Genomic DNA, 15,185 nt, shown 5'->3' with positions numbered 1-15,185 from the left:
CGAGCCCTGTCACTCACATCTGCGTGGCTAGGCCGTGACTCAGAGCTGGCCGCCGACGAAGGTGGTCAGGTCCACCAGGCGGTTGGAGTAGCCCCACTCGTTGTCGTACCAGCCGAAGATCTTGACCTGGTCGCCCTGGACCATGGTCATCTGCGAGTCGAACGTGCACGAGGCCGGCTCGTTGACGATGTCCGTGGAGACGATGAGGTCCTCGGTGTACTCGAGGATGCCCTTGAGCTGGCCCTCGGCCGCCTTCTGGAAGGCCGCGTTGACCTCTTCCTTGGTGACGTCGCGCTCGACGGTCACCACGAGGTCGGTGATCGAGCCGGTCGGGACCGGGACGCGCAGCGAGGTGCCGTCCAGCTTGCCCTTGAGCTCGGGGATGACCAGCGCGGTGGCCTTGGCGGCACCCGTGGAGGTCGGGATGATGTTGATCGCGGCGGCCCGCGCACGGCGCAGGTCGCTGTGCGGGAAGTCCAGGATCTTCTGGTCGTTCGTGTAGGCGTGGACCGTGGTCATCATGCCCTTGACGATGCCGAAGTTCTCCAGGAGCACCTTCGCCATCGGCGCCACACAGTTCGTGGTGCACGAGGCGTTGGAGATGATGTTGTGCTTCGCCGCGTCGTATTTCTCGTGGTTGACGCCCATGACCACGGTGATGTCCTCGTCCTTGGCCGGAGCCGAGATGAGGACCTTCTTCGCGCCGGCCGCGAGGTGCTTGGCGGCGTCGTCGCGCTTGGTGAAGAAGCCCGTGGACTCGATGACGATGTCCGCGCCGAGCTCGGCCCACGGCAGGTTCGCCGGGTCCCGCTCCGCCATCGTCTTGAAGGTCTTGCCGCCGACGGTGATGGTGTTGTCGGTGTGCGTGACCTCGGCCTTGAGACGGCCCAGGATGCTGTCGTACTTAAGAAGGTGCACCAGGGTCGCGTTGTCGGTCAGGTCGTTGACACCGACGATCTCGATGTCCGCGCCCTGCTCAAGCACGGCACGGAAGAAGTTGCGACCAATACGACCGAAGCCGTTGATGCCTACCCGGATCGTCACGAACCGATCTCCTCGCTGATGTGCCGGAATACACTCCGGCTGCGAAATATGGGATGTCCCCGACCACCCACGACCCTACCTCGCCCACGTGTTCCCAGTGACATCGACAGCGCCCGGACGGGCTCTGAGCGCCCGCTCAGCGGCCGTTTTCCCAGTTCACCCCACCTGTCACGGAGTGTCACCGTGGAAGCCGTCCGTAGCGGCTCCGGATGCTGAGACGGCCCGGCCCGCAATTCAACAAACCGTTCGGCGCCGCCACCGGGCCACGTCCGCACGGCGGTTGAGCTCCGCGTGGGGTCCGCGGCGCCGGCCGCACCCGGACGCACCGCGCCCCGGTGTCCTGTGCGGAACACCGGGGCGTGCGGTGGGTGAACAGCGGCGGAGTCAGCCGACCATTTCCTCGGTGAGGTTCGCCTCGGTGCCGGGCATCCCCATGTCGGAGGCGCGCTTGTCGGCCATGGCCAGCAGCCGGCGGATACGGCCGGCGACCGCGTCCTTGGTCAGCGGCGGCTCGGCGAGCGAGCCCAGCTCCTCCAGCGACGCCTGCTTGTGCTCGATCCGCAGCCGGCCGGCCGCCGCGAGGTGCTCGGGGACCTCCTCGCCGAGGATCTCCAGGGCGCGCTGCACCCGGGCGCCGGCCGCGACCGCGGCCCGCGCGGAACGGCGCAGGTTCGCGTCGTCGAAGTTCGCCAGCCGGTTCGCGGTGGCCCGGACCTCGCGGCGCATCCGGCGCTCCTCCCAGGCCAGGACGGAGTCATGGGCGCCGAGCCGGGTCAGCAGCGCGCCGATCGCGTCGCCGTCCCGTACGACGACCCGGTCGACGTTGCGCACCTCGCGGGCCTTGGCCGGGATCTGCAGCCTGCGGGCCGCGCCGACCAGGGCCAGCGCCGCCTCGGGGCCGGGGCAGGTGACCTCCAGCGACGAGGAGCGGCCCGGCTCGGTGAGCGAGCCGTGGGCCAGGAAGGCGCCGCGCCAGGCCGCCTCGGCGTCGCAGGTGGCACCGGAGACGACCTGCGGGGGCAGGCCCCGGATGGGACGGCCGCGGCCGTCCACCAGACCGGTCTGCCGTGCCAGCTGGTCACCGCCGGCGACCACCCTGACCACGTACCGGCTGCCGCGGCGCAGCCCGCCGGGGGCCATCACCACCAGGTCGGAGGAGTGGCCGAAGATCTCCAGGATGTCCTTCCGCAGCCGCCGGGCCGCGATCCCGGTGTCCAGCTCCGCCTCGATCACGATGCGGCCGCTCACCAGGTGCAGACCGCCCGCGAACCGCAGGATCGACGAGACCTCCGCCTTCCGGCAGCAGGTCCGGGTGACGGGGAGCCGGGAGATCTCATCCTTCACCGCTGGCGTCATCGCCATGGGCCGATCCTTCCACGCATACGAAAAATCCGGTCATACGCGGTGGCCAGCAGCTCCGGATCGTGCCGCGGCCCGTCGGGGGCCGCTATCCGCGCCAGCTCGACCGTGCCGCCCAACCCTTCGGCAGCCTTGACCAGGCTGTCGCGGTCGGGCACGGCGGCCTCGTCGGCCAACACCACGTCGATGGTGAGTTTAGGGGCGTGTCGGGCCAAAACCTCCAAGTGACGCTGCGGAGAAAAGCCGTCGGTTTCCCCCGGCTGGGGTGCGAGGTTCAGTGTGAGGACCTTGCGGGCCCGGGTGTTCACCAGTGCGTCGGCCAGCTCCGGGACCAGCAGATGCGGGATCACCGAGGAGAACCAGGACCCCGGTCCGAGGACCACCCAGTCGGCGTCCAGGACCGCCTGGACGGCCTCCGGAACGGCCGGCGGATCGGCCGGCTGCAGCCACACTTCCTGCACGTCACCGGGGGTGAGGGCGACCGTTGCCTGGCCCCGCACCGTGGTGGTCTCGTCGGGCGCCGCGGGGTCGTGCCCGCGGACGCTCGCATGGAGGTCCAGCGGCACCGCGGACATGGGCAGCACCCGGCCGTGCGCACCCAGCAGCCGGCCGACCCATTCGAGTGCCGCGACCTCGTCGTTGAGCTGCTCCCAGAGGGCGACAATCAGCAGATTGCCTACGGCGTGTCCGTGCAGATCGCCCTTGCTGACGAAGCGGTGCTGGATCACCTGCGCCCAGGTCCGCCCCCACTCGTCGTCCCCGCACAGCGCGGCCAGCGCCTTGCGCAGGTCACCGGGGGGCAGGACGCCCATCTCCTCGCGCAGCCGGCCGCTGGAACCGCCGTCGTCGGCGACGGTGACGACGGCGGTCAGGTCGCCGGTGATCCGGCGCAGGGCGCTCAGCGACGCGGACAGGCCGTGGCCGCCGCCCAGGGCGACCACTTTCGGCGGTACTCCGGAGCGACGGCTCGTGCGACGCAGGCGCCGTGCCGTCCGGATCACTCGCGCCCCATGTCCCGGTGGACGATGACGGTCTCCACCCCGTCCGAGGAGAGCCGCGCGGCGAGCCGCTCGGACATCGCGACGCTGCGGTGCTTGCCGCCGGTGCAGCCGACGGCGATCGTCACGTACCGCTTGCCCTCCCGGCGGTAGCCGGCGGCGATGATGTGCAGCAGCTCGGCGTACCGGTCCAGGAACTCCTTGGCGCCGGGCTGGTTGAAGACGTACTGGGCGACCTCGTCGTTCAGCCCGGTGTACGGGCGCAGCTCCGGGACCCAGTGCGGGTTCGGGATGAAGCGGCAGTCGACCACCAGGTCCGCGTCGACCGGGAGCCCGTACTTGAAGCCGAAGGACATGACGGTCGCCCGCAGCTCGGGCTCCCCGTCGCCCGCGAACTGGGCGTCCATCTTCGATCGCAGCTCGTGCACGTTCAGGCTGGAGGTGTCGATCACCAGGTCGGCCTCGCCGCGCAGCTCGCGCAGCAGATCGCGCTCCTTGGCGATGCCGTCCACGATCCGGCCGTCGCCCTGCAGCGGGTGCGGGCGGCGGACGGACTCGAAGCGGCGCACCAGAAGGTCGTCTGAGGCCTCCAGGAACACCACGCGGCGCTTGACGCCCTTGGTGTCGAGGTCGGCCAGCGACTCCCGCAGATTGTCGAAGAAGCGGCGGCCGCGGACGTCCACGACGACCGCGATCCGCGCCACATTGCCCTGCGAGCGCGCGCCGAGGTCCACCATGGTGGGGATCAGGGCGGGCGGCAGGTTGTCCACGACGAACCAGCCGAGGTCCTCGAGGCACTTGGCCGCGGTGCTGCGGCCGGCTCCGGACATGCCGGAGATGATCACCAGTTCGGGGATGGCCTCGGCGGCCTCACCCGCTCCACCGGTCGTCACGGTTGCTCCGTCTCCGTCGTTCTCTGTCATCGCTGTCTCCCCCGTTCCACTGAGGCGGCCCCCGGGTGCGGCCGTCTACTCATCCTCAATGATCTCTCCCGTGGCGGTGTTCACCGCGGGAACGGCGGGCGCGGCTGCGGCCAGGGCCGCGGCGACCGTCTCGGCCGTGCGGCGGCCGATGCCGGGCACCTCGCAGATCTGCTCCACCGTGGCGGCCCGCAGCCGCTTGAGGGAGCCGAAATGCTTGAGCAGCGCCTGGCGGCGCGTCTCGCCGAGGCCCGGCACCGCGTCCAGGGCGCCCGCCTTCATCGATTTCGATCGTTTGGTGCGCTGGTACGAGATCGCGAAGCGGTGTGCCTCGTCCCGGATCCGCTGCAACAGGTACAGGCCCTCGCTCGTGCGGGGCAGGATCACCGGGTCGTCGTCGTCCGGCAGCCAGACCTCTTCCAGGCGCTTGGCGAGGCCGCAGACGGCCACGTCCTCGATGCCCAGCTCCGCGAGCGCCCGCTGGGCGGCCGCGACCTGCGGCTGCCCGCCGTCGACGACGACGAGCTGCGGCGGGTACGCGAACTTGCGCGGCCGGCCGGTCTCGGGGTCGATGGGCCCGCCCACCGCCTCGCCGGCCTCGCCACCCTCGGCGCCGACCTCGCCGCCGGCCGCGCCGACGTCCCACTCGCCCGTCTTCTGCTTCTCCTGCAGATAGCGTCGGAAGCGCCGGGAGATCACCTCGTGCATCGACCGGACGTCGTCCTGGCCCTCGAAGGACTTGATCTGGAAACGGCGGTACTCGCTCTTGCGGGCCAGGCCGTCCTCGAAGACCACCATCGAGGCGACCACGTCGTCACCCTGGAGGTGCGAGATGTCGAAGCACTCGATCCGCAGCGGGGCCGTCTCCAGCTCCAGCGCCACGGAGATCTCCTCCAGGGCCCGGGAGCGGGTGGTCAGGTCCGAGGCGCGCTTGGTCTTGTGCAGCGCCAGCGCCTGCTGCGCGTTGCGCTGCACGGTGACCATCAGGTCCTTCTTGTCGCCGCGCTGCGGGACCCGCAGGCTGACCTGCGAACCGCGCCGCTCGCCGAGCCACTGGGTGAGCGCCTCGGCGGTCTGCGGCATGGCCGGGACCAGCACCTCCTTGGGGACGCCCTCGCCCTTCTCGTCACCGTAGAGCTGCTGCAGGGCGTGCTCGACGAGGCCGGCGGTGTCGACCGCCTCGACCTTGTCGGTGACCCAGCCGCGCTGGCCCCGTACCCGGCCGGCGCGGACGTGGAAGATCTGGACGGCCGCCTCCAGCTCGTCCTCGGCGACCGCGATCAGGTCGGCGTCGGTGGCGTCGTTGAACACCACCGCGTTCTTCTCCAGGGCCCGCTTGAGCGCTTCTATGTCGTCACGCAGCCTGGCGGCCCTCTCGTACTCCATCTCGCCGGCCGCCTCCCGCATCTGCTGCTCCAGGCGGCGCAGATACGTGCCGGTGCGGCCGGCCATGAAGTCGCAGAACTCCTCGGCGAGTTCGCGGTGCTCGTCCGGAGTGACGCGGCCGACGCAGGGCGCGGCGCACTTGCCGATGTAGCCGAGCAGGCAGGGCCGGCCGATCTGCGCGGACCGCTTGAACACCCCTGCGGAGCAGGTCCGCACGGGGAAGACCCGCAGCATCAGGTCCACGGTCTCGCGGATCGCCCAGGCGTGGGCGTACGGCCCGAAGTACCGCACGCCCTTCTTCTTGGGCCCGCGCATCACCTGCACCCGGGGGAACTCCTCACCCATGGTGACGGCCAGCGAGGGATAGCTCTTGTCGTCCCGGTACTTGACGTTGAACCGGGGGTCGAACTCCTTGATCCAGGAGTACTCCAGCTGCAGCGCCTCGACCTCGGTGCCGACCACGGTCCACTCGACGGACGCGGCGGTCGTCACCATGGTGGCGGTGCGCTGGTGCAGGTTGGCGATGTCCTGGAAGTACGAGGAGAGCCGCTGGCGCAGGCTCTTCGCCTTGCCGACGTAGATCACCCGGCCGTGCTCGTCCCGGAACTTGTAGACCCCCGGCGAGTCGGGGATCTGACCCGGCTTCGGTCTGTAACTGGAGGGGTCTGCCATGCCACCACCCTACTGGCGGGCGGTGACATTCCCGGTCCCGGCACGGGTCACGCGCGGGGACCGGGAATGACGGTTCAGCTACGCCGCGTGGTGCGGCGGCGTACGCCGAAGGCGAAGGCGGTGATCAGCGCCAGACCGGCGCCGACCGCGCCGAGCGGGGCGCCCTTCCCGAGGTGCCCGTCCGCCGCGCCGGCCCGGGCGGCCTGCGCCTCGGGGGCCGCTGCGACAGCCGGAGCGACGGCCGGAGCTGCGGCGGGACCGATGGCCCCGGGAGCGGCTCCGGGAGCGGCCCCCGTGTCGTAGCCGCCGCCCAGGCCCGCCCGGTCGTACGCCGAGCCGGGCAGCTTGTCCCCGTACCTTCGGTGGACGAGCTGCTGGTAGCCGGCCAGCGTGGTGCCGGCGGCGCCGACGGCCTTGACCGCGTCCGGATCGAGCGGCAGGACCCTGCCCGCGCGCACCACGTACCAGGCGTCGATCTGCGGTTCCCGGAAGACCGTGGAACCGGGCTGAGCACCGCCCTTGGCGACGTAGTCGGTCTCGTCGCTGCCGGTGGCGATGTTCACCACCTTCCAGCCGGTCCCGCTGCGCACCGTCCACACGGAGGCGGTGTGCCCGTCGGCGGAGACCGCCTTGGTGGCGGCGAACTCCGGCAGCGCGACGGCCGCGCCCCGGTCGCCCGCGACGAAGCCGGGGTTGAGGGTGTTGACAGTGACGGTCGCGCCTTCGAGGTGCGGCGCCGCGGCCTTCAGTGCGGTGACGCCGTCACGGGCGAAGAAGCGGGAGAGCGTGTCGAGGGTGGCCGGCGCCGCGGCGGCTTCGCGGGCGGCGGCGGAGGCGGCGGGTGTGTCGTCGGCGTGCGCCACGGGGACGGCGGCCAGGGTGAGTCCGCCGGACGCCAGGGCGGCAACCGCGACTGCCGCGATCTTGTGTGTCGTGCTCGTCTTCATCGGCGCCTCACGCTCCGATCCGGTAGAGCGAATGGGTCCAGGAGAACGAGCTGTTGTTGACGTAGTACGAGTAGTCCGCCCAGTTGTAGCGGTAGTTGGACGGCCACGGGTCTCCCCAGTAGACGAAGTTGGTGGCGGTGTCGTAGCCGTAGAGCACATGCATGTGCCCGCCGCCGGAGCTCCACGCGATACGGGTCTCCACCGGCCGGTTGGCGCTGATCTCGCTCTGCACGGTGGTGTAGCGCAGATAGCCGGTGACGTAGCTGCCGGGGTTGATGCCGGCCCAGTCCAGCGCGTTCTGCACGTTGTCCAGCGACGCCTGCCAGTTGCCGCAGGTCGAGCCCTGGGCCCGGTTGAAGGCCGCGTTGCAGAACTGGTTCTGCGAGTAGGAGCGGCCGAACCAGGTGGCGATGGTGTTGCCGCTCGCGGCCCAGCACCAGTTGGTGTTCTGCTGCGCCTGCATGGTGATGTTCAGCTGCTTCGCGCCGGCCAGGGTGCTGGTCGCGGCGGCGGGTGCGGCGAGGGATGCGGCGGCAGGTGCGGCGCCGGCTGTGGGGGTGCCGGTGATGCCGAGGCCGAGTGTCGCGGCGAGTGCGAGCACGACCGCCGCGAGGCGCCCGCGGCCGCGCAACCGCATGCGGAGGGGATGGAGCATGGCGTTCCTCCCTGTCGGGAAGTGGGGGGTGGAGGAGCGCGTCCGGACGCTGGATCAGAGCATCGGGTGTTGTCGGGGACCGGTCAACGGGCTTCAATGTGGGGGCGAGCCAGGTGTGAACGCCCGCGGTACGGGTGTGAACACAGGGATCGGATCAGCAGGTCAGCAGCGTGCCGCGAGACGTACCGGCCACCACGTGGGTGAACGTTCACAGACCGCGCGGCCGGAGGAGCGCGATGTCGCAGAGAACCGCATTGTCCGAGGCGCTGCGCACCGGACCCTTCCACCACGCGCTGCGGACCGCCGTGGCCGCCCGCGGTCTGGCCCTGGAACGGGTCCGGCACCGTCTCGCGCAGCGCGGCGTGCGGGTGTCCGTCACCAGCCTCAGCTACTGGCAGAGCGGCATCCGCAGACCGGAGCGGGCCGAATCGCTGCGCGCCGTCCGGGCGTTGGAGGACATCCTGGAACTGCCCGCGAACTCCCTGAGCCGGCTGCTCGTCCCCCGCACGAACCCCGACCGGCCGCCGGCCCGCTCCTACCAGTACCTGATGGAACCCGCCGCGGCCCTGGAGACCCTGCTCGCGGAGCTCGGCTCCCCGGCGGACGGCGGGCTCCACACCGTCGTGCACTACGAGCGGGTGCGGATCGGGGAGGCACGCGAGCTGCTCGCCCACGACTCACAGCATGTGGTCCGCGCACACCGTGACGGTGTGGACCGCTATGTGGCCATCCACCACGGGGACCCCGGCTGCGATGTCGAGCGGGTCCGGGTGCGGGCGGCCGACAACTGCCGCGTCGGACGGGTCAGACGGCACCAGGAGTCCGGCGTGGTCGTCGCCGAGCTGCTCTTCGACGGCCGCCTGCGCGGCGGCGACACCGCCCTGCTCGGCTACGGCTTCGACGACGGCAGCGGCCCGCCGAGCGGCGAGTACGTCCGCGGCTTCCCCTTCGGAGGCGGCCAGTACGTCCTCCAGGCCGCCTTCGCCCCGACCACCCTCCCGGTCCGCTGCCGCCGCTTCGAACAACCCACCCAGGGCGCCCCCCAGCAGGCGGTCGCCGAACTGCTCCTCAACGGCCGCGGCACCGTCCACTTCGTGGAGGAGACGGTACGGCCGGGCCTGCTGGGCATCGCGTGGGACTGGTCCTGAGGGGCCGGGCGGTTCCGGCCGGTCGGTCCTGAGGGGTGGCGCCAACGCACTCAGGACGGATCCGTCGGCGTGGGGCCGGCCCGTTGCCGGGCCGCCCCCACCCGGTCACCAGCCGCGCTCGCGCCACTCCGCGAGGTGGGGGCGCTCGGCGCCGAGTGAGGTGTCGCTGCCGTGGCCCGGGTAGACCCAGGTCTCGTCGGGAAGGGCGTCGAAGAGCTTGGCGGTCACGTCGCCCAGGAGGCGGGTGAAGGCCTCCGGGTCGTCGTGGGTGTTGCCGACGCCGCCGGGGAAGAGGCAGTCGCCGGTCCACAGGTGCGGGTGGCCGTGCGGGTCGTCGTAGACGAGGGCGATGCTGCCGGGGGTGTGGCCGACCAGGTGGCGGGCGGTCAGCTCGATGCGCCCGACCCGGACGATGTCGCCGTCCTCGACCAGGACGTCGGTGGGTACCGGGATGCCCTCCGCGTCGTAGCGCCCGGCATGGGTGCGCGCGCCGGTGGCGGCCTTGACCTCGGCGAGGGCGCTCCAGTGGTCGCCGTGCCGATGGGTGGTGACGACGGAGGCGATTCCGTCGTCACCGATCAGGCCGAGCAGCGTCCGGGGCTCGGCGGCCGCGTCGATCAGCAGTTGGTCACCGGAGTCCCGGCAGCGCAGCAGGTACGCGTTGTTGTTCATCGGGCCGACCGCGACCTTGGTGATGATGAGGTCGGTGAGCTCGTGCACGTCCGGCGCGCCGCCGACCTTCACTTCTCCGTTATAGGGCATGCCGCCCAGGTTAGTGGCGCCCAGGTCAATGGCGTCAGATGAGCGGTGGGAGGACGGGCAGCGGGTGGTCCGGGACGGTGGTCAGGCCGTCGCCCTTGGCGCGGCCGCTGACCCAGGCCAGCAGGGCGTTGCCGGTACCGCTGACGGTGAGCTCCGGCTCGGTGGCGGCGCCGAGATCCCAGGAGGATCCGCTGCCGGTGTCGTGCAGCCGGACGGCGGCGACGCCCTCGTGGCCGGAGAGGCCGTCGAGGAGCGCATCGAGCTGCCGCCCGGTGAAGTCCGCCGGCAGATCGTCGAAGCCGCAGCCGATGCCGAGATCCACATGGTGGAAGTTGATCTCGACGAGCCGCCGCCACGGGATCTCGGCTGCGGCGATCACCTTGCCGGACCGCATCCGGACCTGGGCGGCCCAGGCCTGCGGCGGGATCTCCCCGGTGGCCAGCGCGAAGCGGTCGGCGGAGGTGCGCAGGTCGTCGAGGTGCTCGGCGAGCGGGCGGCCGGCGCCGTCGGCGATGTCCTTGTCGCGCACCTCGGTGCTGATGTACTGCGGGGTCTCCTCGCCGGTGCGCGCCCAGGTGAGGAGGTTGACGAGCGAGTCGGCGTTGCGGGCGAGGTGGGCCAGGACGTGGCCGCGGGTCCAGCCGGGCAGCAGCGAGGGCTCGGCGACCGCGGTGGCGGGGAGCGCCGCGACCGCCTCGATCAGCCGTTCGGTGGCTGCTTGTACGGCAGCCGCATCGCGGGCGGGGTCGGGTCGTTGGACGGACACAGGGCCTCCTGATCGACAACGTGCTCGACAGCTTGATCGACGGTGCACGGACGACGCTAGCGCGGTCACTCGGTCGGGTGAACATGGCAGCCGCCCTCCGTAAATCGAATGCGCGTGCTATAGGCTCGGTGTGTCACAACAGGAAGAAATGTTGACGGCGCCCCGTTTAGGCTGACTGGGGGTGCCGACCCTCTCCTTTTCTATGAAAGGTGCGCACTGGCGTGGCCGATCGACTCACAGTCCGTGGCGCTCGCGAGCACAACCTCAAGAACGTCTCGCTCGACCTCCCGCGGGACGCGCTCATCGTGTTCACCGGACTCTCCGGTTCGGGCAAGTCCTCCCTCGCGTTCGACACGATCTTCGCCGAGGGGCAGCGCCGCTACGTCGAGTCGCTCTCCTCCTACGCCCGGCAGTTCCTGGGCCAGATGGACAAGCCCGACGTCGACTTCATCGAGGGCCTCTCACCGGCCGTCTCGATCGACCAGAAGTCCACGTCGCGCAACCCGCGCTCCACCGTCGGCACCATCACCGAGGTCTACGACTACCTCCGGCTGCTCTTCGCCCGGATCGGCAAGCCGCACTGTCCCGAGTGCCGCCGGCCGATCTCGCGCCAGTCGCCGCAGGCCATCGTCGACCGGGTGCTGGAGCTGGAGGAGGGCAGCCGCTTCCAGGTGCTCTCCCCGCTGGTGCGCGAGCGCAAGGGCGAGTTCGTCGATCTCTTCGCCGACCTGCAGACCAAGGGGTACAGCCGGGCCCGGGTGGACGGCGTGACCATCCAGCTGACCGAGCCGCCGGTGCTCAAGAAGCAGGAGAAGCACACCATCGAGGTGGTCATCGACCGCCTCACCGTCAAGGAGAGCGCCAAGCGCCGGCTGACCGACTCCGTCGAGACCGCCCTCGGGCTGGCCGGCGGCATGGTGATCCTGGACTTCATCGATCTGCCCGAGGACGACCCGCAGCGTGAGCGGATGTTCTCCGAGCACCTGTACTGCCCCTATGACGACCTCTCCTTCGAGGAGCTGGAGCCGCGCTCCTTCTCCTTCAACTCGCCCTTCGGCGCCTGCCCGCAGTGCAGCGGCATCGGCACCCGCATGGAGGTCGACCCGGAGCTGATCGTCCCGGACGAGGAGAAGTCGCTGGAGGACGGCGCGGTCGCGCCGTGGTCCGGCGGTATGTCCAAGGGGTACTTCCAGCGGCTCGTCGAGGCACTCGGCGAGGAGCTCGGCTTCCGTACGGACATTCCCTGGGCGGGTCTGCCGGTCCGCGCCAAGAAGGCGCTGCTCCACGGGCACAAGACGCAGATCAAGGTGGCTTACAAGAACCGGTACGGCCGCGAGCGCGCGTACACGACCAACTTCGAAGGCGCGATCCCGTTCGTCAAGCGGCGGCACCAGGAGTCCGAGACGGACTCCAGCCGCGAGCGCTTCGAGGGCTTCATGCGCGAGGTGCCGTGCCCGACCTGTGAGGGCACCCGGCTCAAGCCGATCGTCCTCGCGGTCACCGTCCAGGGCCGGTCCATCGCCGATGTCTCCGCGATGTCGATCAGCGACTGCGCCGACTTCCTCTCCGCGATGAAGCTGGACGCCCGCGACAAGAAGATCGCCGAACGGGTCCTGAAGGAGGTCAACGAGCGGCTGAAGTTCCTGGTCGACGTCGGCCTGGACTATCTCTCGCTCAACCGCGCCTCGGGAAGCCTGTCCGGCGGCGAGGCCCAGCGCATCCGGCTCGCCACCCAGATCGGCTCCGGCCTGGTCGGCGTGCTGTACGTGCTGGACGAGCCGTCGATCGGTCTGCACCAGCGGGACAACCACCGGCTCATCGAGACCCTGGTGCGGCTGCGGGACCTCGGCAACACCCTGATCGTGGTGGAGCACGACGAGGACACCATCAAGATCGCCGACTGGATCGTCGACATCGGCCCGGGCGCCGGTGAGCACGGCGGCAAGGTCGTGCACTCGGGTTCGCTCAAGGACCTGCTGACCAACGAGGAGTCGCTGACCGGCCAGTATCTGTCCGGCAAGCGCTCGATCCCGATGCCGGACGTGCGCCGGCCGGTGGACCGCGACCGGCAGCTGACCGTGCACGGCGCCCGCGAGCACAACCTGCAGGACATCGACGTGTCCTTCCCGCTCGGGGTGCTCACCGCCATCACCGGTGTCTCGGGATCCGGCAAGTCGACGCTGGTGAACGACATCCTCTACACCCACCTGGCGCGCGAGCTGAACGGGGCGCGCAGCGTCCCGGGCCGGCACACCCGGGTGGAGGGCGACGACCTGGTGGACAAGGTCGTGCACGTGGACCAGTCGCCGATCGGCCGCACCCCGCGCTCCAACCCGGCCACGTACACCGGTGTCTTCGACCACGTCCGCAGGCTCTTCGCCGAGACGATGGAGGCGAAGGTGCGCGGCTATCTGCCGGGCCGCTTCTCCTTCAACGTCAAGGGCGGACGCTGCGAGAACTGCTCGGGCGACGGCACGATCAAGATCGAGATGAACTTCCTGCCGGACGTCTACGTCCCGTGCGAGGTCTGCCACGGCGCCCGCTACAACCGCGAGACGCTGGAGGTGCACTTCAAGGGCAAGTCCATCTCCGAGGTGCTCGACATGCCGATCGAGGAGGCGCTGGACTTCTTCGAGGCCGTCCCGACGATCTCCCGTCATCTGCGCACCCTGAACGAGGTGGGGCTGGGCTACGTCCGGCTCGGGCAGTCGGCGCCGACCCTCTCCGGCGGCGAGGCGCAGCGCGTCAAGCTCGCCAGCGAGCTGCAGAAGCGCTCCACCGGCCGGACGGTCTACGTCCTGGACGAGCCGACCACCGGTCTGCACTTCGAGGACATCAGCAAGCTCATCAAGGTGCTGTCGGGCCTGGTCGACAAGGGCAACACGGTCATCGTCATCGAGCACAACCTCGATGTCATCAAGACCGCCGACTGGGTCATCGACATGGGCCCGGAGGGCGGCAACGGCGGCGGTCTGGTGGTGGCCGAGGGCACCCCGGAGGAGATCGCGGGGTCGACGGCCAGCCACACCGGCAAGTTCCTGCGGGACATCCTCGGCGACCGGGTGAGTGACGCCACGGTGTCGCCGAGGAAGAAGCCGGCGGTGAAGAAGGCCCCGGCCAGGAAGGTCACCGCGAAGAAGGCCACGGTCGCGGAAACCGTCGCGGCACCCGCCAAGAAGGCGGCGCCGCGCAAGAAGGCAGCGGGCAAGGCCTGACCCGCTGGGCACAGGTTCGGGACGTAGGGTACTGGTCTCAAGATCAGTCCCTGCGTCCCTTTCCGCGTCCTGAGCCTGGAGCACCACGATGACCGAACCGCACGCCGCCTGCCGCCGTACCGTCCTGCGGGGCGCGGCTCTCGCCGGAGTCGCCGGCCTGGGCCTCACGGCCTGCGGCGGATCCGGCAAGGACAAGGCCGCGGCCACCGGTCCCGTCGACCTCGGCCCGGCCACCGAGGTCGCCGTCGGCGGCGCCAAGCTGTTCCGCGATGACAAGGTCGTGGTCTCGCAGCCCACCCAGGGCGCCTACAAGGCGGTCAGCGCGGTGTGCACGCACGCCGGCTGCGTGGTGGACAAGGTCGAGGACGGCATCATCTCCTGCCCCTGCCACGGCAGCCGCTTCAACGCCACGACCGGCGCCGTCGTCCAGGGCCCGGCGACCGAGCCGCTGCCCGCCGTCGAGGTGCGCGTCGAGGGCGGCAAACTGATCACCGGCCGCAAGGCCTGACACCCGGCATCAGTCGTCGAGGTCGATCGCGAACTCGACGACCGTGGTGTCACCCCGCCGGACGATCGGGTGCGCAACCTCGACCACCCGGCCGTCGTCGGCGACGTGCCTGCGGGTGAAGCGGATCACCGGCACGGAGCCGCCGATGCGCAGCGTCGCCTGCTCGTCCTCGGTGGGCATGGCCGTGGTGAACGACTCGGTGATGCGGTTGACATGGATGCCCAGCGTCTTGAACTGCGCACGAGTGCCACCCGGCCACGGCTCGTTGATCGGGTCGGCGACAGGTGTAGCGGCGACATCGGACCAGCGGACATAGCTGATGGACATCTGCGTCGGGGCATCGTTGTCGTAGAACACGAAGTGGCGGGCGAGAAGCGGTTCGCCGATTTCGCACTCGAAGAGTGCGGCCAGTTCGGCGTCGGCCCGCTTCTTCACGTACCGCTTGTCGAGCCGGTATTCGGACCAGCCGATGCCTTGGTCCTTGGTGAACGCCGTTTGCGGCGCCGTGGTGTTGGTGCGGTACCGGTCAGCTGCCATGCGGTGAACGGGCGGCCGTTTGCGGACGATGGTGCCCGCGCGGGTCCGGGTCTCGATCAGTCCCTCGTTGCGCAGGACCGCGAGAGCGTTGCGGATCGTCGTCTCGGAGACGCCGTGCGCCTCGCACAGCTCCGGCAGGGTGGGTAGGCGGTCGTCCGGCGCGTAGGTGCCGTCATGGATCTGGGCACGTACTTCGGCGGCGATGCGGAGGTACTCCGGCCGTTCCTCGCGGGGCACGCGAATCACCCTCCCGAGTGATCGTCCGATT

The 15,185-nt window shown here is 70.4% G+C and carries 13 protein-coding genes; 3 read left to right on the top strand and 10 right to left on the bottom strand.

Annotated features, from left to right (window positions below; translation table 11 throughout):
* Nucleotides 1-39: 39 nt before the first annotated feature.
* The 7 genes from gap to C6N31_RS05125 form a co-directional block, all read right to left on the bottom strand.
* Complete coding sequence (gene gap / locus C6N31_RS05155; RefSeq protein WP_138356328.1) at nt 40-1,044, bottom strand: type I glyceraldehyde-3-phosphate dehydrogenase; 1,005 nt, start codon at nt 1,042-1,044, stop codon at nt 40-42.
* Nucleotides 1,045-1,428: 384 nt separating this feature from the next.
* Entirely contained in the window at nt 1,429-2,406 is a 978-nt protein-coding gene (gene whiA, locus C6N31_RS05150; protein ID WP_138356327.1) for a DNA-binding protein WhiA, read from the bottom strand.
* Complete coding sequence (locus C6N31_RS05145; RefSeq protein ID WP_381587700.1) at nt 2,397-3,404, bottom strand: gluconeogenesis factor YvcK family protein; 1,008 nt, start codon at nt 3,402-3,404, stop codon at nt 2,397-2,399. The genes whiA and C6N31_RS05145 overlap by 10 nt, the downstream gene beginning before the upstream one ends.
* Nucleotides 3,401-4,324 carry an RNase adapter RapZ gene (gene rapZ, locus C6N31_RS05140; RefSeq protein ID WP_138356326.1) on the bottom strand — a complete coding sequence of 308 codons (924 nt, stop codon included), beginning with the start codon at nt 4,322-4,324 and terminating at the stop codon, nt 3,401-3,403. Before rapZ ends, C6N31_RS05145 begins: the two co-directional genes overlap by 4 nt.
* A 45-nt stretch (nt 4,325-4,369) precedes the next feature.
* Nucleotides 4,370-6,379, bottom strand: coding sequence for an excinuclease ABC subunit UvrC (gene uvrC / locus C6N31_RS05135; protein WP_138356325.1), 2,010 nt, complete (start codon nt 6,377-6,379; stop codon nt 4,370-4,372).
* A gap of 74 nt (nt 6,380-6,453) precedes the next feature.
* On the bottom strand, nt 6,454-7,326 hold the full coding sequence (locus tag C6N31_RS05130; RefSeq protein ID WP_138356324.1) for a hypothetical protein: 873 nt from the start codon (nt 7,324-7,326) through the stop codon (nt 6,454-6,456).
* A 7-nt stretch (nt 7,327-7,333) separates the two neighbouring features.
* A complete protein-coding gene (locus C6N31_RS05125; RefSeq protein WP_138356323.1) occupies nt 7,334-7,981 on the bottom strand; it encodes a papain-like cysteine protease family protein in 648 nt (215 codons plus the stop codon).
* A gap of 236 nt (nt 7,982-8,217) precedes the next feature.
* Here C6N31_RS05125 and C6N31_RS05120 point away from each other — a divergent pair, with 236 nt between their 5' ends.
* Nucleotides 8,218-9,129 (top strand): hypothetical protein, encoded by a 912-nt coding sequence (locus C6N31_RS05120; protein WP_198357174.1) that lies wholly within the window; start codon nt 8,218-8,220, stop codon nt 9,127-9,129.
* 105 nt (nt 9,130-9,234) lie between these two features.
* Here C6N31_RS05120 and C6N31_RS05115 read toward each other — a convergent pair whose 3' ends face one another.
* Together C6N31_RS05115 and C6N31_RS05110 are read right to left on the bottom strand one after the other, a co-directional pair.
* A complete protein-coding gene (locus C6N31_RS05115; RefSeq protein ID WP_138356321.1) occupies nt 9,235-9,891 on the bottom strand; it encodes an MBL fold metallo-hydrolase in 657 nt (218 codons plus the stop codon).
* Between the two features lie 34 nt (nt 9,892-9,925).
* Nucleotides 9,926-10,657: a maleylpyruvate isomerase family mycothiol-dependent enzyme gene (locus tag C6N31_RS05110; RefSeq protein ID WP_138356320.1), complete on the bottom strand. Its 732-nt coding sequence runs from the start codon at nt 10,655-10,657 to the stop codon at nt 9,926-9,928.
* 221 nt (nt 10,658-10,878) lie between these two features.
* On the opposite strand from C6N31_RS05110, the gene uvrA reads away from it, so the two are divergent.
* Both uvrA and C6N31_RS05100 read left to right on the top strand, forming a co-directional pair.
* A complete protein-coding gene (gene uvrA / locus C6N31_RS05105; RefSeq protein ID WP_138356319.1) occupies nt 10,879-13,872 on the top strand; it encodes an excinuclease ABC subunit UvrA in 2,994 nt (997 codons plus the stop codon).
* 88 nt (nt 13,873-13,960) lie between these two features.
* The gene (locus C6N31_RS05100; protein WP_138356318.1) at nt 13,961-14,380 is read left to right on the top strand and encodes a Rieske (2Fe-2S) protein; all 420 of its coding nucleotides are present in this window, start codon (nt 13,961-13,963) and stop codon (nt 14,378-14,380) included.
* Nucleotides 14,381-14,389: 9 nt separating this feature from the next.
* Here C6N31_RS05100 and C6N31_RS05095 read toward each other — a convergent pair whose 3' ends face one another.
* Entirely contained in the window at nt 14,390-15,154 is a 765-nt protein-coding gene (locus C6N31_RS05095; protein WP_138356317.1) for a GntR family transcriptional regulator, read from the bottom strand.
* Nucleotides 15,155-15,185: the final 31 nt, after the last annotated feature.

It is taken from the genome of Streptomyces fildesensis, assembly GCF_016107395.1.
In the GTDB taxonomy this organism is placed as follows: Bacteria; Actinomycetota; Actinomycetes; order Streptomycetales; family Streptomycetaceae; genus Actinacidiphila; species Actinacidiphila fildesensis.
Note: the sequence above shows the minus strand (reverse complement) of the source record. Positions and strands in the feature narration are given on the sequence as shown.

Excerpts from the sequence above, each read along its gene's own strand:
- whiA (WP_138356327.1), bottom strand. The coding sequence starts at position 2,406 with ATGGCGATGACGCCAGCGGTGAAGGATGAGATCTCCCGGCTCCCCGTC.
- rapZ (WP_138356326.1), bottom strand. The coding sequence starts at position 4,324 with ATGACAGAGAACGACGGAGACGGAGCAACCGTGACGACCGGTGGAGCG.
- uvrC (WP_138356325.1), bottom strand. The coding sequence starts at position 6,379 with ATGGCAGACCCCTCCAGTTACAGACCGAAGCCGGGTCAGATCCCCGAC.
- C6N31_RS05130 (WP_138356324.1), bottom strand. The coding sequence starts at position 7,326 with ATGAAGACGAGCACGACACACAAGATCGCGGCAGTCGCGGTTGCCGCC.
- C6N31_RS05125 (WP_138356323.1), bottom strand. The coding sequence starts at position 7,981 with ATGCTCCATCCCCTCCGCATGCGGTTGCGCGGCCGCGGGCGCCTCGCG.
- C6N31_RS05120 (WP_198357174.1), top strand. The coding sequence starts at position 8,218 with ATGTCGCAGAGAACCGCATTGTCCGAGGCGCTGCGCACCGGACCCTTC.
- C6N31_RS05115 (WP_138356321.1), bottom strand. The coding sequence starts at position 9,891 with ATGCCCTATAACGGAGAAGTGAAGGTCGGCGGCGCGCCGGACGTGCAC.
- C6N31_RS05100 (WP_138356318.1), top strand. The coding sequence starts at position 13,961 with ATGACCGAACCGCACGCCGCCTGCCGCCGTACCGTCCTGCGGGGCGCG.